Raw genomic sequence first — 17923 nt, 5'->3', positions numbered from 1 at the left:
TCTTTTTCCCTTCCGCCTTTAGCCGAATCTGCCGGTGATGTAGTCTTCCGTCGCCTTCTTTTCGGGGCGCGTGAAGATCTTCTGCGTATTTCCGAATTCGATGAGTTCGCCCAGATACATGAAGGCCGTGTAGTCCGAAACGCGCGCCGCCTGCTGCATGCTGTGCGTGACGATCACGACCGTGTAGTCCTTCTTGAGTTCATTGATGAGGTCTTCAATCCTCGCCGTTGAAATCGGGTCGAGCGCCGAGCAGGGTTCGTCGAGAAGCAGCACCTCGGGCTTCACGGCAATGCCGCGGGCGATGCAGAGACGCTGCTGCTGGCCGCCCGAGAGAGAGGTGCCGGGTTCATTGAGCTTTGCCTTCACGTCGTCCCAGAGCGCGGCCTTTTTGAGCGCCCATTCGACGCGTTCCGTCAGCTCCGCTTTGGAGAGCTTTTCGCGCAGCCTTACGCCGTAGGCGATGTTGTCGAAGATCGACATCGGGAAAGGCGTCGGACGCTGGAAGACCATGCCGACGCGGGAGCGGAGCGCCGTCACGTCGATCGAGGGGTCGAGCACCTCCATGCCGGAAAGCTTGATCGAGCCTTCGGCGCGCTGCTCCGGATAAAGATCCTGCATGCGGTTCAAGGACCTCAGGAGCGTCGACTTCCCGCACCCCGAGGGGCCGATGAAGGCGGTGACGCACCCTTCGGGAATCTTCATCGACACGTTTTTGAGCGCGTGGAAGTTACCGTAGTACACGTTGAGATTCTGAATGTCGATCTTCGCGGGCGGCATTTCCTTTTCTGCCGGCTCGTTGAGATGATCGGGATGAATCATGGGCATTTCGTTTTTCTCTTACGTTGGGTTTGAGTCATTCCTCTGCTTCTTCGGAAACGGCCTGCAATCAGCGGCGGCAGCGTTCGCGGATCCAGATCGCCGCGGAGCTCATGAGAAGCACGAGAACGAGGAGGACAAGGGCGGTGCCGTACTGAATCGGACGCGTCGCCTCAATGTTGGTGCCCGAAGTCGCGAGCACGTAGATGTGGTAAGGAAGCGCCATGACGGGCTCGAAGGGGGAGACCCCGTCCTTCGGCGTAAAGAAGACGCTTCCCGTATACATGATCGCGGCGGTTTCGCCCGCAGCGCGCGCTAAGCCCAGAATGGCGCCCGTGAGAATGCCCGGGAGCGCATTGGGAAGCACCACCTTGAGGGTCGTCTCTCTTCTCGAGGCGCCCAACGCAAGACTCGCCTCGCGCCAGTCCTGGGGCACCTGCGAGAGGGCCGCTTCCGTCGTATTGATGATGATCGGAAGGGACAGTACCGCGAGCGTGAGGATGCCGGAGAGGAGGCTCACGCCGAAGCCGCAGAAGACGACGAAGAAGGTGAGGCCGAAGAGGCCGAAGACGATGGAGGGAACGCCCGCGAGGTTCGCGATCGAAAGCCGCGTCATCGTGACCCAGGCGGACGGCCGGCTGTACTCATGGAGGTAGACCGCGCTCGCAACCCCGAGCGGAAGCGCAATCACAAGGGCTCCGAGCGCAAGGCAGAAGGTGCCGAGAATGCAGGGAAGAATCCCGCCCTTCGTCATGAGCTCCCGCGGGGGTTCGGTCAGGAACTCCCACGAGAGCGCGGGCCAGGCGTTGACGATGATGAGGCCGATGATCCCTAAAAGCGCCGCGATGTCAATCACCACCGCAAGGCGCATGACCGTGAAGCCAGAGGCTTCAGCAAAGCGGCGAAGCACTGCCGATTTCATTTGTTTTTCTCCAGCCCGAAGCGGCGCGCCGCATACCAGGCGCAGAGATTGAAGACGAACGTGATGAGGAAAAGGACGAGACCCGTCGCATAAAGCGCGTGATAGTGGGCGTCGCCCACGGCGGCTTCCGCCATTTCAGCGGCGATCGACGAGGTCATGGGGCGCACGGGGTCGAAGATCGACTCCGGAATAATTGCGGCGCCGCCCGCCACCATCAGCACAACCATCGTTTCGCCGATGACGCGTGAGATGCCGAGCATGACGGCCGTTGCAATGCCGCCCATCGCCCAGCGAAGCTCCACCCTGACGAGCGTTTCCCAGCGCGTGGCGCCGAGCGCAAGGCTCGCCTCGCGGATGCCGCCCGGAACGTTCCTCAGCGCATCCTCGGAAATCGACGCGATCGTCGGCACGCACATGAAGGCGAGCATGATCGACGCGTTCGTGAGATTGAGGCCCGTGGCAAGACCGAAGGTGTTCTGCAGCCAGGGCGCCAGAATGATCATGCCGATGAAGCCGATCACGACCGAAGGAAGCGCCGCCATGAGTTCGATCATGGGCTTCACGACCCGCTTCATGCCGTCGGGCATGCCGGCGTGAATGGCGCAGGCCGTGAGCACCCCGGTCGGGACGGCAATGACGGTGGTGAGCGCCGCGCAGGCAAGGGACCCCACGATCAGGGCGCCGATGCCGAAGACCGGCGGATCATCGGTCGGATACCACTCGGTTGAAAAAAGAAAGTCCTTGAGCGAGACCTGAGAGAAGATCGGCAGCGCCTGGCTGAGCAGAAATAAAACAATGGCGGCGAGCGCAAGCACGCTTACGCCGGCCGCCATCGCGAGGCACCGCCGGAAGGTCTGGTCCGCCCTGAGTTTTGCGGGCATTGCGGCCATTCCGACTGCTCCAGTTGTTCTGGAATCGATTACTTCAGATCAACGGGAACGAAGCCCGCCTTCTGAACATCCTTCTGGCCCTCAGCGGAGAGCATGAACTTGATGAGGTTCGCGGCGCTCGCCTTCACGTCGCCCGCAGTGAAGAGGTAGAGGTCGCGGGCGATCGGCCAGGTCTTGTCCTTGGCGGACTGCATGCCGGGCTTCACGTTGTTGACTTCAAGCGCATGGGTTTCCTTATCCATGTAGCCGACGCCGATGTAGCCGATCGCATTGGGGTTCTGGGAGACCGCCTGCACGACGCCGCCGTTCGAGGCCTGAATCAGGGCGCGCGGCGAAATGCGGGTTTTGCCCATCACGAGTTCCTGGAAGCATTCAAAGGTGCCCGAGGAGGAGTCGCGGCCGACGACAACGATCGGAGCCTTGGCGCCGCCCACTTCATCCCAGGACTTCACCTTGCCGGCGAAGATGTCTTTGAGCTGAGCCATCGTGAGGCCCTTCACGCCGTTCTTCGGATTCACGACCGGAATGATGGCGTCGTGGGCAACCGTGTAGCGGGTCACCTTCTTCGAGTGCGATTCGAAGTCCTGCGTTTCCTTCGCCTTCATGTCGCGCGAAGACATCGCAACGTCCGTCATGCCGTCGCGAAGGGCCTTGATGCCGTTGCCGGAACCCGTGCCCGAGATCGTCACGGTAACGCCGGGATTGGCCTTCATGAAGCCTTCCGCAACGAGCTGCATCGCAGGAAGAACCGTCGTGGAGCCGTTCACCGTAACGGTGTCGGCAGCGTAGACATTGCCCATCACGGCAAAACCAGCCAGAGCGCCGAAGACGGCAGCCATCTTGTTCGTCATTTCACTTCTCTTACAAAAACAATGAATCTGAAATTCGGTGTGCCCGTGGGACTTGGTGTTTCCCCTCGAAGCACGCGATGCAGTATGTAAAAGTGAATTGAACGGGCAGTGACGTTTTCGTTAAGGTTTCATGACGACGCGCGAAGGCGCGTCATGAAAGCGTCATAAACGGGAATTTCCTCCTGAAGCCGAGGAAAGAAAGGACGCCCTCAGGGGCATGAGGAGGCTGCAGGGTCCGGCCAGGCATTCCCCGGATGCCGTCCTTCATTTCAGACCGTACTGGAAGCGCACCTCCTCAAAGATCGTGATGTCGTGGGTGCCGAGCTCCTTCGGGCGCTTCACCTTGCCGCTCGCCGCCCGCACGGCGCGGACCGCGGCCTCATCGAGCACCTTGTCGCCCGAACTCTTCTTGAGCTCTATGCCGAAGAAGCGCCCTCCCGCATCCGCATGAAAGACCACCAGGGCAATGCCGATCAGATCCTTTCTCCCGGAATCGAGACGATGCGCATGAATGAGCGCATTCACCTCTTCGAGATATTGCCGGTAGAGCATCCGGATCTGCAATGCCGATCAGAAAAACGGCATGAATGCCGATGGAGGCTGCGAGGCCGATCCGCATGCTGTCTGAAAGGTGCATTTCAGAAGCCTCCGTCAGTCCTTCTCAGGCGCCTGAGCGGCCACCATGAGCTTCTCTCCGCCCATGCGGCGTACCTGATCAACGAGGTAGATGAGCGCTTCCACAGGCGCCCTGGGCGCAGCAAGGAGAACGAGCTGACCGGTCTCCGCCCTCAGGCGCGCAATCGTTTCGTGAAGCTTGTAAGGGAGGTCCTCCCGTGCAATCGGAACATCATCAATCATGAAGCCTCCCGATTCGAGAAGCCTCACTTCAACGATTTTTCCGGTAATCGCGCGCGTGGCCTGCGCGGGCGGGAGCTCAATATCGAGCCCGCGGATGGTGAAGGATGCGGCAATCACGAAGAAAAGAAGCAGGATGAAGACGACATCCATCAGGGGCGTCATGTCAAGCGCATCGCGAAGCCCCGTTCTCGTGCGAATGCGGATCATGAGAGAGACTCCTGCTGCGGCCTCTGCGTCTCTTTTCCGGCAAGGACGATGTTGGCGGCGAGCGTCAGAAATTCACCCATGGCATCCGCCCTGGTCTGAAACCAGGCCGCGGCGATATAGGCCGGAATGGCAATAATGAGGCCGGCAGCCGTCGTAATCAGCGCCTGCCAGAGACCGCGCGAAAGTTCGCTCATGTCGACTCCGGTCGTTGACGACGACACGACGAAAAATGCTCCGATCATCCCGAGCACGGTGCCGAGAAGCCCGAGAAGCGTTGCTGATTTCGCGAGCACCGTGAGAAGCGAAAAGTGCTTCTCCATTTTCAGAATGATGGATTGACCGGCAGCCTCGAGAAGCCTCTCATCAGGGTGCTCCCGTTCAAGAACGCTCAAGAAGCTCGCAAGCGACTCGCTGCTGCGGACGGCTTCAATCGCGCGTTCCGGGGAATCCTGCGGCAGAAGCGCCGGCACGCGGTAGCCCGAAAGCACAAGGAATCTTTCGATGATGATGGCGACGACCGCCACCGAAATCGCCAGGAGCGGCCACATGACCGGGCCGCCCAGGAAAATGATGTCCATGATTCCGCTCCTTTCGGATTCTGTGACTGATATGTAGAGCCGCTTTACGCTTCGCTCCCCCGGATGAAAACAAGAAAGTTTCTGCCTTCCGCAAAGGCGCCCGCATCGGCCTCCGGCGGAACCGGTTCGCAATGAAGGCGCCCGCTCGCATATTGAATCATGAGCCTCCCTTCGCCTTCGACTTCCGCGATGCCCTTGACGCGCAGAAGCGCTTCGCCCTCTTCGGCGATCATCTTCTGAAGCGCCTCGATGGAAAGAGCTTCCTGAAGTTCCAGGGTCCGGGCGCTGAAGCGAGCTGCAGCGTCTTCACCCTGAGAAAGCGTGCTGAGGGACATTCCTCCCTGCCCCCAGAGGCCCGAAAGCCGCTTTGCCGTGGCGGATGACCGCCCGCTTCTGGAGGGAAGATCCAGCGCTTCTTCGTCGAGCCAGTGTTCGTAATAGCGATCGAGCACCGCAAAGGGAATCCGGCCGTGATCGGCCTCAATAATGAGCGCTCTTGGGTTCATCTGATGAAGGCGTTTTCCAAGGCCTTTGAGCGCCTCTTCCGCAACAGCATCCGCCTTGCTCTCAATAATCACGTCCGCGCTTTCAATCTGATCGCGGACAGCGGCGTCTTCGAGCCTCTTCGGACGCTCAGTCAGGTCAAGGCTGTCGGCAACCGTAATGAGAAGACCTCGCTTCACGATGTCGTTCAGGGTCCAGAGCGAATCCATGACTGCGGAGGGCGATGCGACGCCCGTGGTTTCAAGGATGAACTGTTCGGCAGGCGTTGCCGCAATGAGGCGCTCGATTCCCGGCCGGAGACTGTCGGCGAGCGAGCAGCAGACGCAGCCGTCGTCCAATGGTTCAACCCGCGTCTGCCCCGAAAGAATGAGGCTGTCGAGATCCGCCTCGCCGAACTCATTCTGAATGACGCCCGTAAAGCGTTCGCGCCCGTGAAGATATTCGAGCCATTCGCGAAGAAATGTGGTCTTCCCGGACCCGAGAAAGCCCGTGACGACATGGACGACGGGCAGGTTTTCGAGCGCTTCAGCGCGGGGCTTATGTTCGAAATAGCGCCCTTTCATGCGCCTTCCGGGAAGTCTTCCGGCGAGAGACCCCAGGGCAAGCGAGGGTTCGAGCGTAATGCCTTTTCCGTCCTCTTCTTTTTCAGCATTGAGAATGCTTTCTCCGCGAGCGCCCAGCGCCGCCTCAATCGTTTTCGAGAAAAGCGTGAAGAGCGTCATGCCGAGCCTGCGCTCAGCAAAGGGAAATTCAAGCGTCAGAAGAATGCCGGAACCGTCCGACGGAATATTGAGTTCAAGGCCTCCGAGAAGAAAGCCTGAAAGCTCGTTTGAATGAAGGGATAGATCCCGCACTTTTGCCCGAAGGGCATCGCTCGCGAGCGCTTCCTCCGGAAAATAGAAGACGCGGAAGCGGCCGGTAATGAGGCCGCCCCCCGCATCTTCACCGAGTGATTCAATTCCGAAAATTCCGCCGAGACCCGCAGTCCGCAGCGACCAGGCGGCGCCTCTCGCGAAGGATGGCCTCACGCCCCGCCAGCCGATCATGCGGGCTTTCGTGCGGTCGAGATGAATGGCGCCGATCAGCGCCGTCATGACGGAAACGGATTCGGTGCCGGATTCTTCGCTGAGCGGCCTCGGAAGTATGCGCGGCAAAAGCATGGGCGGGTCCCGAAAGGAAATTGGATGTGGATTCAGGAAGAGGCAGGGAGCTGAAGCCCCGCCTCTTCCTTCAAGAACGCCGCACTCTCTTATGACGGGAAGGTGAGCGTGTCGCCGTTTCCGAGATAGTTGGTGGTCTTCGAGCGGAAGCGCGCCGTTCCCTTGACGACGGGGTAGCCCGCGTCGACGAACTTCTGCGCGGTAATGAGGCCCGTGCAGTGGTTGCACCCGACCTTCTGAAGATTCCACTTCTTGAGGCCGATCACAAGGTCGTCGTACTTCGGATCCCAGTCGTCGAAGGGCGAGATGTGAAGGCCGCCGTAAAGACCGTAGAACTGATCCTTTTCGTAGGCGATTTCCTTATAGGCCGTGTCGGCGAAGAGGATGATGCCCTGGTGGCAGCAGCCCGTGATCGAAACGAGCCCCACGTCCTTCACGTTGCAGTACATCGACATTTCGCCGAATACGCGGAAGATGATCGGGCACTCGAACTGGTAGAGCGCCACGCCGTCCTGAAGGCGGTGAAGGCCCTTGCCGACTTCGGTGACCTTGCCCACATGCCCGGACTTCTCCATGTAGTCCTTTCCTTCCGGATAGAAGGTCGAGGGACGGTAGACGTGAATGTTGGGCGCATATTTCGCGACGACCGGGAACCCCCAGTAATGGTCCATATGCTCGTGCGTCGAAATGAAGGCCTCGATCTCGTTGTTGGCGAGCATCTTGTCGACGCCTTCACGCTTGAAGCACGTATCCATCCACTGATAGTTCCAGCCGCAGTCGAAGAGATAGCGGGTCTTCTTGCCGTCGAGCGCCTCGATTTCGACGAGGCAGGAGAAGCCCCCGGCATTGTCGGGATGCCGGCAGACTTCCTTCGCCGCATTCCATGCGCCGTCAAGATCGTGCTTGGCAAGATAGGGCTGCAGGAGCTTCATGCCGTCGGCATAGGTGCCTTTGCCTGCGCCCTTGCCGTTCCCGAAAGGAGCCCAGTTGTAGGTGTACTGGTCGACCAGGAGGCCGCCCGAAGCCGTGACGTCTTCCATGAAGATCTTGTTGTCGAACCAGCTCGTTTCCGAGATGTTGATGATCTTCACGGATTTGCAGAGGCCGATATCGGTGGTTCCGCGAACAGTCTCCGGCAGAAGAATCCGGCGCATGGGCGAATAGCTGAACGCCCCCATGGCGCCTACCGTGCCGATGCCGGCGCCGAGCGCGGCGCCCGAAAGCAGAAGTTTGCGTCTGTCCATTTTCTTAAAACCTTCGATGTTCGTTAATCAACCAGCGTGAAGTTCGCCGAAAGGATCGGCAGGAGCCAGATGAGGGCGATGTAGAAGACGACGCCGGCGATGATGCCGATGAGGAGACCGGCGGTCATTTCGGAGCGCCAGACGGTGCGGGCTTCGTCTTCAGCTTCAGCGGCCTTCACCTCTTCGGGCGTGCGCATCCTGAGCTTCCAGCCGGGCCAGCCGTCCATGAACCACCAGTTCACGAGCCAGAGATTGATGAGCCAGATCATCGGGATCATCGGGAACTGCTGCGGATGCGAGAACCCCTTCTGCGTGCCGAGCACGAAGTGCGCGTACTTGTAGTAGAGGCAGTAGATGAGCGCTGCCCCGACGATGACGATCGTCGTGCGGATGAGGATGTTCACGGGCTTAGAGAACCTGTGCGGCCAGTTTCCGCAGTAGAACTGCAGGAAGAGCGCCGGAACAAGGCAGAAGATTGCCGTTTCGCCCACGTGGAGCCAGCGCCAGTCGGGAGCCGCGTCGCGGCGGTGGCCTCGGATTGCTTCGCCCCAGGTGAGCTCCTGCATGTACCAGAAGAAGAAGCAGAGGGCGACCGAGATCACGATGATGCCGAAGAAGAGCGCGGTGCGTCTGAGCCAGGGCGTCTTGATGAGCGTAAAGGGATAGCGCTCCCAGATGCCTTCCATGAACCAGACGACGACCGTGCAGCACATGATCCAGGCAACGTGGAAGTTGGCCGAAACGGTCTCGGCGAACTCTTCCCAATAGGGCGGCGTGATGGCGGTGAAGTACTGCCACGGGTAGTAGAGAATGCCCATGTGGTTGTGCATCGTCATGAGATAGATGACGAGCAACAGGGCGAAGGTGCCGAGCCAGATCGAGAAGCCCTTATAGGGCTGCACCAGATCCTGCCAGGGGCGGCCCTCAAGAGCGACGACCCAGGCCGGGCTGATCCACGAAGCGATGACCGCGAACATCATGCAGGCCTGAGCCGCATATTCCGTCGCGTAGAACTCCGTGAGGCCGGGGAGCTTCTGAAGCTGATCAGGATTGAAGTACGCAAATGCCGTATTGCCGAGAATCCCTTCGAAGAAGCCGTGGATGATGACGATGAGCAGACCCACGGAAATGAGCGAAAGGACGACGCCCTTCTGAAGCGGATGCGCTGTTTCCAGCCATTTTCTGCGGAAGGGCCAGAAGTCGAAGATGTAGGCCATCCAGATCAGGATGATGAGCCACCAGCGGCAGTAGTTGTAGCCGACGTAGGGCGTATAAAAGCGCATGACGCCGCGCGGGTCCTGGAAGATCCACCAGGTGACGGCAAAGATGGCAAGCGTGAAGACGAGATTCGCCAGCGCAGGCCACGGTCCGCTCCAGCGCTTCACGAGTTCGCGCTGCTCAAGAAAAGGCAGTTGGTCCCGAGACATTTTTCCTCCCGGCTGTTTGGGGGCGCCGTCTTCAGGAAAAAGAAACGAAACGAAGCAGAAGCGGGTTTGATTTCTCCCGATCCGGAGGCGGTGGGAAAACTGTCGCCTCTGGCTGGAATTTCCTGTTGTAGGTCTGGCGAGCGCTCCTTTGATTGTCCCCATATGGGATTTCGGCCAATTGTCAATAATCAGCGTCCTTCCTCTCAGCCATTCTCGTCGCCGCAACTTGAATAAGATATTCGCATTAACCCTTCAGGGTTACCGGGCATTGAAATATAAAAATTTGCGAAAGGAAATTTATATAAAACAATCGTTTACGTAAACCAACTGTTTACTTCGGCGAACTGTCTGATGCGCTGCCGGCGCAGGTCTCATGGTCCGTCATCAGGCGCATACAAATTAAAAACACCTGCCCGGCTCGTCCGGGATAATTTTTCCAGGCAACAAAAAAGGCCATCTTGCGATGACCTCATTTGTTCTGGTCGGGGCGGCGGGATTCGAACTCGCGACCCCTTGCACCCCATGCAAGTGCGCTACCAGGCTGCGCTACGCCCCGAACAGAAGCGGAATATTACCTGAAGATTTCGAAAAAAGCAAATTCAGGTTTAGTCCGCTTATTCCTTGTCCTTGAGGACGGCGCGCGTGCGGCGGGTGCGCGGCTGTTCCTGCGGGGGAATCAGGTTGGTCGTCACGCGGGCGTTGAGCGTTCCCGAGGGATGGAAGGTGACGACGCGGCGCTCGGTGATGGTCACCGTTTCGCCGGTCTTCAGGTTGCGGCCCGGACGGGCAACCTTGTCGCGCACGGAGAAGTTGCCGAGACCGGGGATCTTCACCGTGTCGCCCTTTTCAAGGTGCTCGGCGATGAGTTCGAAGAAGGTTTCGACGATGAGCTTCGCATGCGGACGATCAAGGTCCGGAATCTGCGCGATCAGCGCTTCGGCAATGCTCGCCTTGTTGAGCGTGCGAATGTCCTGATCGTCCTGTTTTTCTTCCTGATCTTTCATATGTCTTCTTTTCTGTCGATGGAAATTTCTTAGGGCTCGCGCCGGTCCGCTCCACTGAGGAACGGACCGGGAGCGGAATTACTGACGCAGGCGGGCGCCCTTTTCCTCGAGCACTTCGAGAATAGCGCGAACGGCGCCTTCCGTCTGCTCGTCGTTCAGAGCCTCATCCGTGCGCGAATTAAGTTCGATCGCAAAGGCGAGCGACTTCTCGCAAGCACCCTCGCCTTCCTTCGGACGATAGAGGTCGAAGAGGCGGAAGTCGGTGAGGGGCGCAAGACGCAGATCCTTCTTCTTCGCGGCGGCAACCGCGTCAAAGAGCACCTGAACCTCCAGGTCGGCAGGAACCACCACGGCGAGGTCGCGCGTGACGGGCTGGAACTTGCTCACGGGCTTGTAGTCCGGGAGCGGAAGCTCCATGAGCGGGTCGACCGCGACTTCGAAGACCACCGGCGCATGCGTGAGGTCGAACTGCTGCATGACGCGCGGATGGAGTTCGCCGATGAAGCCGATGCGCTTCTCGCCGACATAGATGCCGGCAGAACGCCCCGGATGGAGGGCCGGGAAGGATTCCTTCACGAAGCGGGCCTTGAGCGGGCGGATGAGGCGCTCGACGTCGCCCTTCACGTCGAAGAAGTCGACGCGGCGGGCGGCAACGCCCCACTGCGCATCATCGGCCGTGCCGTAGGCGAGGCCGGCGATGTGCTGCGGCTGACGCACGCCCTTCACCGTCCAGGGGCCTTCTTCAACCGACGCATCCGGGAAGAAGACGCGGCCGAGCTCGAAGACGCGGACGCGCTCAGCGCGGCGGTTGAGGTTGTAGCGGAGGATGTCCACGAGGCCGCCGATCAGCTGCGTACGCATGACGGAGAGCTGCGAGGCGATCGGGTTCAGAAGTCGGATCGGCTTCTCGTTCGCGGCAAAGGCCACTTCCCATTCTTCGGGAACGAAGGAGAAGTTGATGAGTTCCTGGTACCCGAGGTCCGCCATTTCAAGGCGAAGCGCATGAGCGGAGCGGCGCTCTTCGCGCGAGGGCTTCATCGCGATGCGGGCAAGCGGCGGACGATCCGGGAGCTTTTCGTAGCCCCAGAGGCGGGCGACTTCCTCAATCAGATCCTCTTCGATTTCAATATCGAAGCGGAAAGAAGGCGGCACCACCGTGAAGACGCCGTTTTCGAGCGTGTATTCGAAGCCGAGGCGCTTGAAGCTCTCTTCCATCGATTCGAGCGGGATGTCGACGCCCACCACCTTGCAGCAGCGGTCGACGCGCATCCTGACCGGAGCGCGTTCGGGGAGGTTCGCGACCACATCCTCGACCGGGCCCACCTTGGTTTCGGGGGTGCCGCAGATGTCGAGAACGAGCTGCGTGATGTATTCGAGGTGCTCGGCCGTGCTCGCATAGTCGACGCCGCGTTCATAGCGGTAGGCGGCATCGGTCGAGAAGTTGAGCTTCCTGCAGCGGCCCTGAATGGCCTTCGGGAACCAGAAGGCGGACTCAATGAAGAGGTCCGTCGTTTCGTCGTTGATCGACGACCGGTCGCCGCCCATGATGCCTGCGAGGCATTCGGGCTCGTCGCCTGCGCAGATGACGCCGTACCAGGGGGTGAGCTCAACCGTTTCGCCGTTCAGAAGCTTCACGGATTCGCCGTCGCGCGCCCAGCGCACGGTGAGGCGGTCGGCATTCAGCTTCTTGATGTCGTAGAAGTGCGTCGGGCGGCCGAGCTCGAGCATCACGTAGTTCGAGATGTCGACCAAAGCCGAAACCGAACGCTGACCGGCGCGCTCAAGGCGCGACTTCATCCATTCCGGGGTCTTCGCCTTCGGATTGAGGTTCCTGATCACGCGGCTCGAGAAGCGGCCGCAGAGGTCGGGGGCCTGAATCTCGACGGGGAGCCTGCACTCGCACGTGGCGGGAACCGGAGCCATCGAGGGAAGAATGAGAGGCGCGCCCGTGATGGCGTGCACGTCGCGGGCGACGCCCACGACGGAAAGCGCATCGCCGCGGTTCGGCGTGAGCTTCAATTCAATCTTCGCGTCGTCAAGGCGCGCATATTCGCGGATGTCGGTGCCGACCGGCGCGTCGTCCGGAAGGATCCAGATGCCGTCGTGGTTCTCGTTGATGCCGAGTTCGCGCGTCGAGCAGAGCATGCCCATCGACACCACGCCGCGGAGCTTGCTCTTCTTGATGCGGAAGTCCCCCGGAAGCACCGCGCCGATCGTGGCGCAGGCAACCTTGATCCCGGCCTTCACATTGGGAGCGCCGCAGACGATCTGGAGCGTCTCGCCCGTGCCGGCATTGACTTCGCAGACATGGAGGTGATCCGAATTCTCGTGATCGCGGCAGGTGAGGACCTCGGCGACGACGACGCCCGTAAAGGCGGGAGCAGCGGTCGTGACTTCCTCAACCTCAAGACCCGCCATCGTGAGGGCTTCGGCGAGCTCATCGGTCGAAAGCGCCGGATTGACGTACTGGCGCAGCCATTCTTCAGTGAAAATCATTTTTCTCTTCTCTCTCCGCCGTTATCAGTTGAACTGCTTCAAGAAGCGCAGATCGCCCTCAAAGAAGAGGCGCAGATCGTCGATGCCGTAGCGCAGCATGGTGAGGCGCTCAAGGCCGGAGCCGAACGCAAAGCCGATGTACTTCTCGGGATCAAGTCCGTAGTTGCGCACCACGTTCGGATGCACTTCGCCCGCGCCCGAAATCTCGAGCCAGCGGCCCTTGCGCGGACCGCTCGTGAACATCATGTCGACTTCGACCGAGGGCTCGGTGAAGGGGAAGTAGGACGGACGGAAGCGGACGATGAGATCGTTCGTTTCGAAGAAGCAGCGCAGGAAGTCGCTGTAGACGCCCTTCAGATCCGTGAAGCTGATGTTCTCGTCGATCCAGAGGCCTTCGACCTGATGGAACATGGGCGAGTGGGTCGCATCGCTGTCGACGCGGTAGGTGCGGCCCGGGGCGATCACCTTGATGGGCGGCTGATGCGTGCGGGCATAGCGCACCTGCATGGGCGACGTATGGGGACGAAGCGGGAGGGGACGCCCCTCGTCGTCGTTCCTGTCGACGTAGAACGTATCCTGCATCGAGCGCGCCGGATGGTTGGGGGGATTGTTGAGCGCGGTGAAGCTGAACCAGTCGCTTTCAATTTCCGGACCATCGGCAACATCAAAACCGATCGAGCGGAAGATTTCCTCAACGCGCATCCAGGTGCGGATCACCGGATGGATGCCGCCCTCGGAGCGGCCGCGCCCGGGGAGCGTCACGTCGATCGATTCGGCGGCGAGCTTCTGCTTCAGAGCTTCGTCGGCCAGAGCCTCGCGGCGGGCGTTGAGCGCCTCTTCAACCTGTGCCTTGGCGCGGTTGATTTCCTGACCGCGCGCACGGCGTTCTTCGGGAGCGAGCTTCCCCAGCTCCTTCATGAGCATGGTGAGCCGGCCGGTCTTGCCGAGGTAGCGCGCCTTGGCGTCCTCAAGCGCGGCAGCCTGCCCCGCCTCGGCGAATTCGCGCTTTGCGGACTCGATGAGTTCGGAAAGATCCTGCATTTTGTATTCCAAAACGTTGAAATCTGAGGGACGCATCGGGCCCTTTCACTCCCCGGAAAACTTCCGCCGGGGGAAAAGGCAGTCTGCGTCCTGACGTTCGGCTTCCGGGCGCAGTCCGGGGGGTATGGAGGAGGATGAAAGGAGCTTTCATCGGTCTCTCACCGGGCATTCAGGCGGGCAGCCGAATATTTGCAAAGCGCCGGACATCCTTCAGGGAATCCGCGGGCGCTTCACGCTGAAAGGGTGAATTCTACCTGCAATCCTCTGAGAATGCTGAAAAAAGATGGCGGTAAAGGATCTTCCGGGAAGCAGAAAGCCGATGTTTACGATGCTGGATTCCGGACGCAGGTCGCCCGCAAAGAGATGCAGGAATATTTTTGGGGAACCCAAAAAGAAAAAGAGACCCAGTCCCTTCCGGAACCGGATCTCCTTCACGAATCGTTCTTCGAAGGGAAATCCCTTCGAGTCAGCGACTCTGACCTCTATCAGGCGTTCTTGACGGAGGCAACGAGGGCGGCGAAGCCTTCCTTGTCGCTCACGGCCATGTCGGCGAGGACCTTGCGGTCAAGGCCGATGCCGGCCTTCTTGAGGCCGTTCATGAACACAGAGTAGGTCATGCCGTTGGCGCGGGTGCCGGCATTGATGCGGGCAATCCACAGACGACGGAAAACGCGCTTCTTGTTGCGGCGGTCGCGATAGGCGTACTGGCCGGCGCGCATGACAGCCTGCTTGGCAACACGGAAAACGTTGTTGCGGCGCAGACGGTAACCCTTCGAGAGGGTGAAAATCTTCTTATGACGAGCACGAGCCGTCACACCACGCTTCACACGAGGCATCTTTATCTCCTTTCTTTAATTAGGCGTAGGGCAGCATGCGCTTGACGGACTTGATATCCGACTCGTGCACCGTGACCATGCCGCGCAGCTGACGCTTGTTCTTCGTCGTGCGGTGGGAAAGGATGTGGCGCTTCGTGGCGTGGGCGCGCTTGATCGAGCCGCTGGCACGCGGCTTGAACCGCTTCGCAGCGGCGCGCTTGGTCTTCATCTTCGGCATTTGCCGTTCCTCTATTTTTAGATAAGTCCCAGGCGTTCCCTTCAATGCCGAAGAGACGCTTCATTGAGCCCGGACTTACTTGTTATGCCGGCACGGCGATGAGACCGTACCGGCGAAAGACAGCGATTCTACTCGACTTTGAATCGAAACGGTGAAAAATCAGCGCTTCTTTTTCGGGGCGAGAACCATGATCATCTGACGGCCTTCGAGCTTGGGTGCGTGTTCGACCTGAGCCACGTCGGCGAGTTCGTCGCGAACGCGGTCCATGAGCTGGGCGCCGAACTGCTGGTGCGCCATTTCACGGCCGCGGAAGCGCAGCGTAACCTTCGCCTTGTCGCCGTCGGAGAGAAAACGCACAAGGCTGCGCAGCTTCGTCTGGAAGTCGTTCTCATCCGTTGCCGGGCGGAACTTCACTTCCTTGATCTGCACGACCTTCTGCTTCGCCTTCGCTTCCTGGGCCTTCTTCTGCTCCTGATAACGGAACTTGCCGTAATCCATCAGGCGGCAGACAGGCGGCACCGCATTGGGCGCAACCTCGACGAGATCAACGTCCGCGTCCTCTGCCATGCGAAGGGCTTCGGACGTGCGGACAATACCGATCTGGGCGCCATCGACGCCGGTCAGTCGGACCTCAGGAACTCGGATCTCACCATTGATCCGATGCTTTCTATCTTGAGCTATGGCTCTTCTCCCGAAAAATGAAGTGCTGATGCGTCGGGCAGTCGGTTATTCACCGCTGCCGCGGCTTTCGTTCTCAGCGAGGATGCGGCTGAGGAAATCCTCCACCTTCATCACACCGAGATCCTTGCCGCCGCGCATGCGCACGGAAACCGTTCCAGCCTGTGCTTCCTTCTCGCCAACGACGAGAATGTACGGAATCTTTTGCAGGCTAAGTTCGCGAATTTTATAGTTGATCTTTTCACCGCGCAAATCACTGATAACACGGATGCGCGCATTGTGGAGCTTCTCAGCAACGCTCTTGGCGTATTCAGCCTGACCGTCCGTGATCGGCGCAACAGCGCACTGAACCGGAGCGAGCCACACCGGGAAGGCGCCCGCAAACTCTTCGATCAGCATGCCGATCCAGCGTTCCAGCGACCCGAGAATGGCGCGGTGCAGCATCACCGGAACCTTGCGGGTGTTGTCTTCGGCGACGTATTCAGCACCGAGGCGGCCCGGCATCTGGAAGTCGACCTGGACCGTACCGCACTGCCAGGAGCGGCCGAGGCAGTCCTTGAGGTGATATTCGATCTTGGGGCCGTAGAAGGCGCCCTCGCCCTCGAGGATCTCGTACTTGATTCCGAGCGCATCAAGGCTCGACATCAGGGCGTGCTCAGCCTTGTCCCACACGGCGTCCTCGCCGATGCGCATGGCCGGGCGGGTCGCAACCTTGTAGGCGATTTCCTTGAAGCCGAAGTCGGCGTAGACCTTCTGAACGAGACCGGTGAAGTGCTCGCATTCGGCGAGGATCTGATCCTCGGTGCAGAAGATGTGGCCGTCGTCCTGCGTGAAGCCGCGAACGCGCATGAGGCCGTGCAGAGCGCCCGAGGGCTCATTGCGGTGGCACTGACCGAATTCGCCGAAGCGAAGCGGCAGATCGCGGTAGCTGCGAAGCTTCGAATTGAAGAGCTGGATGTGGCCCGGGCAGTTCATCGGCTTCAGAGCGTAGTAGCGGTTCTCCGACTCGGTCGTGAACATGTTCTCGCGGTACTTCGCCCAGTGGCCGGAACGCTCCCAGAGGGAACGGTCGAGGAGCTGCGGCGCCTTCACTTCGTCGTAGCCGTTGTCCTGGTAGACGCGGCGCATGTACTGCTCGATTACCTGCCAGAGCGCCCAGCCGCGGGCATGCCAGAAGATCATGCCGGGAGCTTCGTCCTGGAGGTGGAAGAGGTCGAGCTCGCGGCCGAGACGGCGGTGATCGCGCTTTTCAGCCTCTTCGAGCATCTTGAGGTAGGCCTTCTGATCGTCCTTGGTCGCCCAGGCCGTGCCGTAGATGCGCTGCAGCATTTCGTTCTTGCTGTCGCCGCGCCAGTAGGCGCCCGCGACCTTCATGAGGCGGTGCACCTTGAGGACGCCCGTCGACGGGACGTGAGGACCGCGGCAGAGGTCGACGAAGTCGCCCTGGCGGTAGAGCGAAATCGTTTCGCCTTCGGGGATCGAGCTGATGATCTCAGCCTTGTAGTGTTCGCCGAGGGCCTTGAAGAAGTCGACCGCTTCGTTCCTCGGCATTTCCTCGCGAACGATGGGGATGTTCTTCTTCACGAGCTCGTCCATGCGCTCCTCGATCTTCTGAAGATCTTCGGGCGTGAAGGGACGCGAATAGGAGAAGTCGTAGTAGAAGCCGTTCTCAATCGCCGGCCCGATCGTCACCTGCGCTTCCGGGAAGAGTTCCTTGACGGCCTGAGCCATCAGATGCGCGGTCGAATGACGAATGATCTCAAGGCCTTCCGGATCGCGGCCCGTGATGATCGACACGGCGGCATCAGCGGTGACCTTGTGCGAGAGGTCCACGAGCTTGCCGTCAACCTTGCCGGCAAGCGCAGCCTTGGCGAGACCAGCACCGATCGAGGCGGCGATTTCGCCGACCGTCACGGCATCGGCATATTCGCGCTTGGAACCGTCTGGAAGAGTGACTACTACCATTTTTTTGAATCCTCACAAAAATTGCGGGCATAAAAAAAGTGCGGACCTGAGCCGCACTTTCTTTTGTTTTGAGTCTGCTGACAACAATGCGCCCACGCCCGATCTTAATGACGGAGCGCTGTTGTTCGCAAAGCCATCTGATTTAACGGCATCGTCAGCAATCCCAAAAAATATTCTGGTAGGCACGATTGGATTCGAACCAACGACCCCCACCATGTCAAGGTGATGC

General features: G+C 59.9%; 18 protein-coding genes and 1 tRNA gene. All 19 read right to left on the bottom strand.

The features are described 5' to 3' along the window. Positions 1 to 18: 18 nt before the first annotated feature. Positions 19 to 825, bottom strand: a complete 807-nt coding sequence (gene pstB, locus Q0106_RS11080; RefSeq protein WP_297612901.1) for a phosphate ABC transporter ATP-binding protein PstB — start codon at positions 823 to 825, stop codon at positions 19 to 21. A gap of 61 nt (positions 826 to 886) precedes the next feature. Continuing rightward, positions 887 to 1738, bottom strand: coding sequence for a phosphate ABC transporter permease PstA (gene pstA / locus Q0106_RS11075; protein ID WP_297612897.1), 852 nt, complete (start codon positions 1736 to 1738; stop codon positions 887 to 889). Further along, on the bottom strand, positions 1735 to 2628 hold the full coding sequence (gene pstC / locus Q0106_RS11070) for a phosphate ABC transporter permease subunit PstC (protein WP_297612894.1): 894 nt from the start codon (positions 2626 to 2628) through the stop codon (positions 1735 to 1737). The genes pstA and pstC overlap by 4 nt, the downstream gene beginning before the upstream one ends. A gap of 29 nt (positions 2629 to 2657) precedes the next feature. After that, on the bottom strand, positions 2658 to 3479 hold the full coding sequence (locus Q0106_RS11065) for a phosphate ABC transporter substrate-binding protein (protein ID WP_297612890.1): 822 nt from the start codon (positions 3477 to 3479) through the stop codon (positions 2658 to 2660). Between the two features lie 264 nt (positions 3480 to 3743). Further along, positions 3744 to 4031: a TonB family protein gene (locus tag Q0106_RS11060; protein WP_297612886.1), complete on the bottom strand. Its 288-nt coding sequence runs from the start codon at positions 4029 to 4031 to the stop codon at positions 3744 to 3746. 99 nt (positions 4032 to 4130) lie between these two features. Continuing rightward, entirely contained in the window at positions 4131 to 4544 is a 414-nt protein-coding gene (locus tag Q0106_RS11055; protein WP_297612883.1) for a biopolymer transporter ExbD, read from the bottom strand. Beyond that, entirely contained in the window at positions 4541 to 5122 is a 582-nt protein-coding gene (locus Q0106_RS11050; protein WP_297612880.1) for a MotA/TolQ/ExbB proton channel family protein, read from the bottom strand. Before Q0106_RS11050 ends, Q0106_RS11055 begins: the two co-directional genes overlap by 4 nt. A 44-nt stretch (positions 5123 to 5166) precedes the next feature. Then, a complete protein-coding gene (locus Q0106_RS11045; protein ID WP_297612877.1) occupies positions 5167 to 6786 on the bottom strand; it encodes a CobW family GTP-binding protein in 1620 nt (539 codons plus the stop codon). Between the two features lie 89 nt (positions 6787 to 6875). Beyond that, positions 6876 to 8030, bottom strand: a complete 1155-nt coding sequence (locus Q0106_RS11040; protein ID WP_297612874.1) for an MBL fold metallo-hydrolase — start codon at positions 8028 to 8030, stop codon at positions 6876 to 6878. A 23-nt stretch (positions 8031 to 8053) separates the two neighbouring features. Then, positions 8054 to 9457, bottom strand: coding sequence for a hypothetical protein (locus Q0106_RS11035; RefSeq protein WP_297612871.1), 1404 nt, complete (start codon positions 9455 to 9457; stop codon positions 8054 to 8056). 479 nt (positions 9458 to 9936) lie between these two features. Further along, positions 9937 to 10013: transfer RNA gene (locus tag Q0106_RS11030), tRNA-Pro, on the bottom strand. A 58-nt stretch (positions 10014 to 10071) separates the two neighbouring features. Continuing rightward, positions 10072 to 10461, bottom strand: a complete 390-nt coding sequence (locus Q0106_RS11025) for an integration host factor subunit alpha (protein WP_139687968.1) — start codon at positions 10459 to 10461, stop codon at positions 10072 to 10074. Between the two features lie 78 nt (positions 10462 to 10539). Next, positions 10540 to 12957, bottom strand: a complete 2418-nt coding sequence (pheT, locus tag Q0106_RS11020; RefSeq protein WP_297612866.1) for a phenylalanine--tRNA ligase subunit beta — start codon at positions 12955 to 12957, stop codon at positions 10540 to 10542. Between the two features lie 24 nt (positions 12958 to 12981). Then, complete coding sequence (gene pheS, locus Q0106_RS11015) at positions 12982 to 13998, bottom strand: phenylalanine--tRNA ligase subunit alpha (protein ID WP_139687970.1); 1017 nt, start codon at positions 13996 to 13998, stop codon at positions 12982 to 12984. A 485-nt stretch (positions 13999 to 14483) separates the two neighbouring features. Then, the gene (gene rplT / locus Q0106_RS11010) at positions 14484 to 14834 is read right to left on the bottom strand and encodes a 50S ribosomal protein L20 (RefSeq protein ID WP_139687971.1); all 351 of its coding nucleotides are present in this window, start codon (positions 14832 to 14834) and stop codon (positions 14484 to 14486) included. A gap of 19 nt (positions 14835 to 14853) precedes the next feature. Then, positions 14854 to 15051, bottom strand: a complete 198-nt coding sequence (rpmI, locus tag Q0106_RS11005) for a 50S ribosomal protein L35 (RefSeq protein ID WP_139687972.1) — start codon at positions 15049 to 15051, stop codon at positions 14854 to 14856. Between the two features lie 159 nt (positions 15052 to 15210). Beyond that, a complete protein-coding gene (gene infC, locus Q0106_RS11000; protein ID WP_139687973.1) occupies positions 15211 to 15732 on the bottom strand; it encodes a translation initiation factor IF-3 in 522 nt (173 codons plus the stop codon). Positions 15733 to 15777: 45 nt separating this feature from the next. Next, positions 15778 to 17694 (bottom strand): threonine--tRNA ligase, encoded by a 1917-nt coding sequence (thrS, locus tag Q0106_RS10995; protein ID WP_297612861.1) that lies wholly within the window; start codon positions 17692 to 17694, stop codon positions 15778 to 15780. A 12-nt stretch (positions 17695 to 17706) separates the two neighbouring features. Beyond that, the coding region (locus Q0106_RS10990) for a hypothetical protein (protein ID WP_297612858.1) at positions 17707 to 17923 on the bottom strand (217 nt) is incomplete at its 5' end.

The organism is uncultured Sutterella sp., assembly GCF_937923675.1.
Lineage (GTDB): Bacteria > Pseudomonadota > Gammaproteobacteria > Burkholderiales > Burkholderiaceae_F > Sutterella.
This window is presented reverse-complemented; position numbering and strand designations above follow the sequence as displayed.

Coding starts and splice junctions, on each gene's coding strand:
- rpmI (WP_139687972.1), bottom strand. CDS start 15,051: ATGCCGAAGATGAAGACCAAGCGCGCCGCTGCGAAGCGGTTCAAGCCG.
- pheS (WP_139687970.1), bottom strand. CDS start 13,998: ATGCAGGATCTTTCCGAACTCATCGAGTCCGCAAAGCGCGAATTCGCC.
- pstC (WP_297612894.1), bottom strand. CDS start 2,628: ATGGCCGCAATGCCCGCAAAACTCAGGGCGGACCAGACCTTCCGGCGG.
- Q0106_RS11045 (WP_297612877.1), bottom strand. CDS start 6,786: ATGCTTTTGCCGCGCATACTTCCGAGGCCGCTCAGCGAAGAATCCGGC.
- pstA (WP_297612897.1), bottom strand. CDS start 1,738: ATGAAATCGGCAGTGCTTCGCCGCTTTGCTGAAGCCTCTGGCTTCACG.
- Q0106_RS11025 (WP_139687968.1), bottom strand. CDS start 10,461: ATGAAAGATCAGGAAGAAAAACAGGACGATCAGGACATTCGCACGCTC.
- Q0106_RS11050 (WP_297612880.1), bottom strand. CDS start 5,122: ATGGACATCATTTTCCTGGGCGGCCCGGTCATGTGGCCGCTCCTGGCG.
- rplT (WP_139687971.1), bottom strand. CDS start 14,834: ATGCCTCGTGTGAAGCGTGGTGTGACGGCTCGTGCTCGTCATAAGAAG.
- Q0106_RS11035 (WP_297612871.1), bottom strand. CDS start 9,457: ATGTCTCGGGACCAACTGCCTTTTCTTGAGCAGCGCGAACTCGTGAAG.
- Q0106_RS11040 (WP_297612874.1), bottom strand. CDS start 8,030: ATGGACAGACGCAAACTTCTGCTTTCGGGCGCCGCGCTCGGCGCCGGC.
- Q0106_RS11065 (WP_297612890.1), bottom strand. CDS start 3,479: ATGACGAACAAGATGGCTGCCGTCTTCGGCGCTCTGGCTGGTTTTGCC.
- Q0106_RS11060 (WP_297612886.1), bottom strand. CDS start 4,031: ATGCTCTACCGGCAATATCTCGAAGAGGTGAATGCGCTCATTCATGCG.
- pstB (WP_297612901.1), bottom strand. CDS start 825: ATGCCCATGATTCATCCCGATCATCTCAACGAGCCGGCAGAAAAGGAA.
- Q0106_RS11055 (WP_297612883.1), bottom strand. CDS start 4,544: ATGATCCGCATTCGCACGAGAACGGGGCTTCGCGATGCGCTTGACATG.
- pheT (WP_297612866.1), bottom strand. CDS start 12,957: ATGATTTTCACTGAAGAATGGCTGCGCCAGTACGTCAATCCGGCGCTT.
- thrS (WP_297612861.1), bottom strand. CDS start 17,694: ATGGTAGTAGTCACTCTTCCAGACGGTTCCAAGCGCGAATATGCCGAT.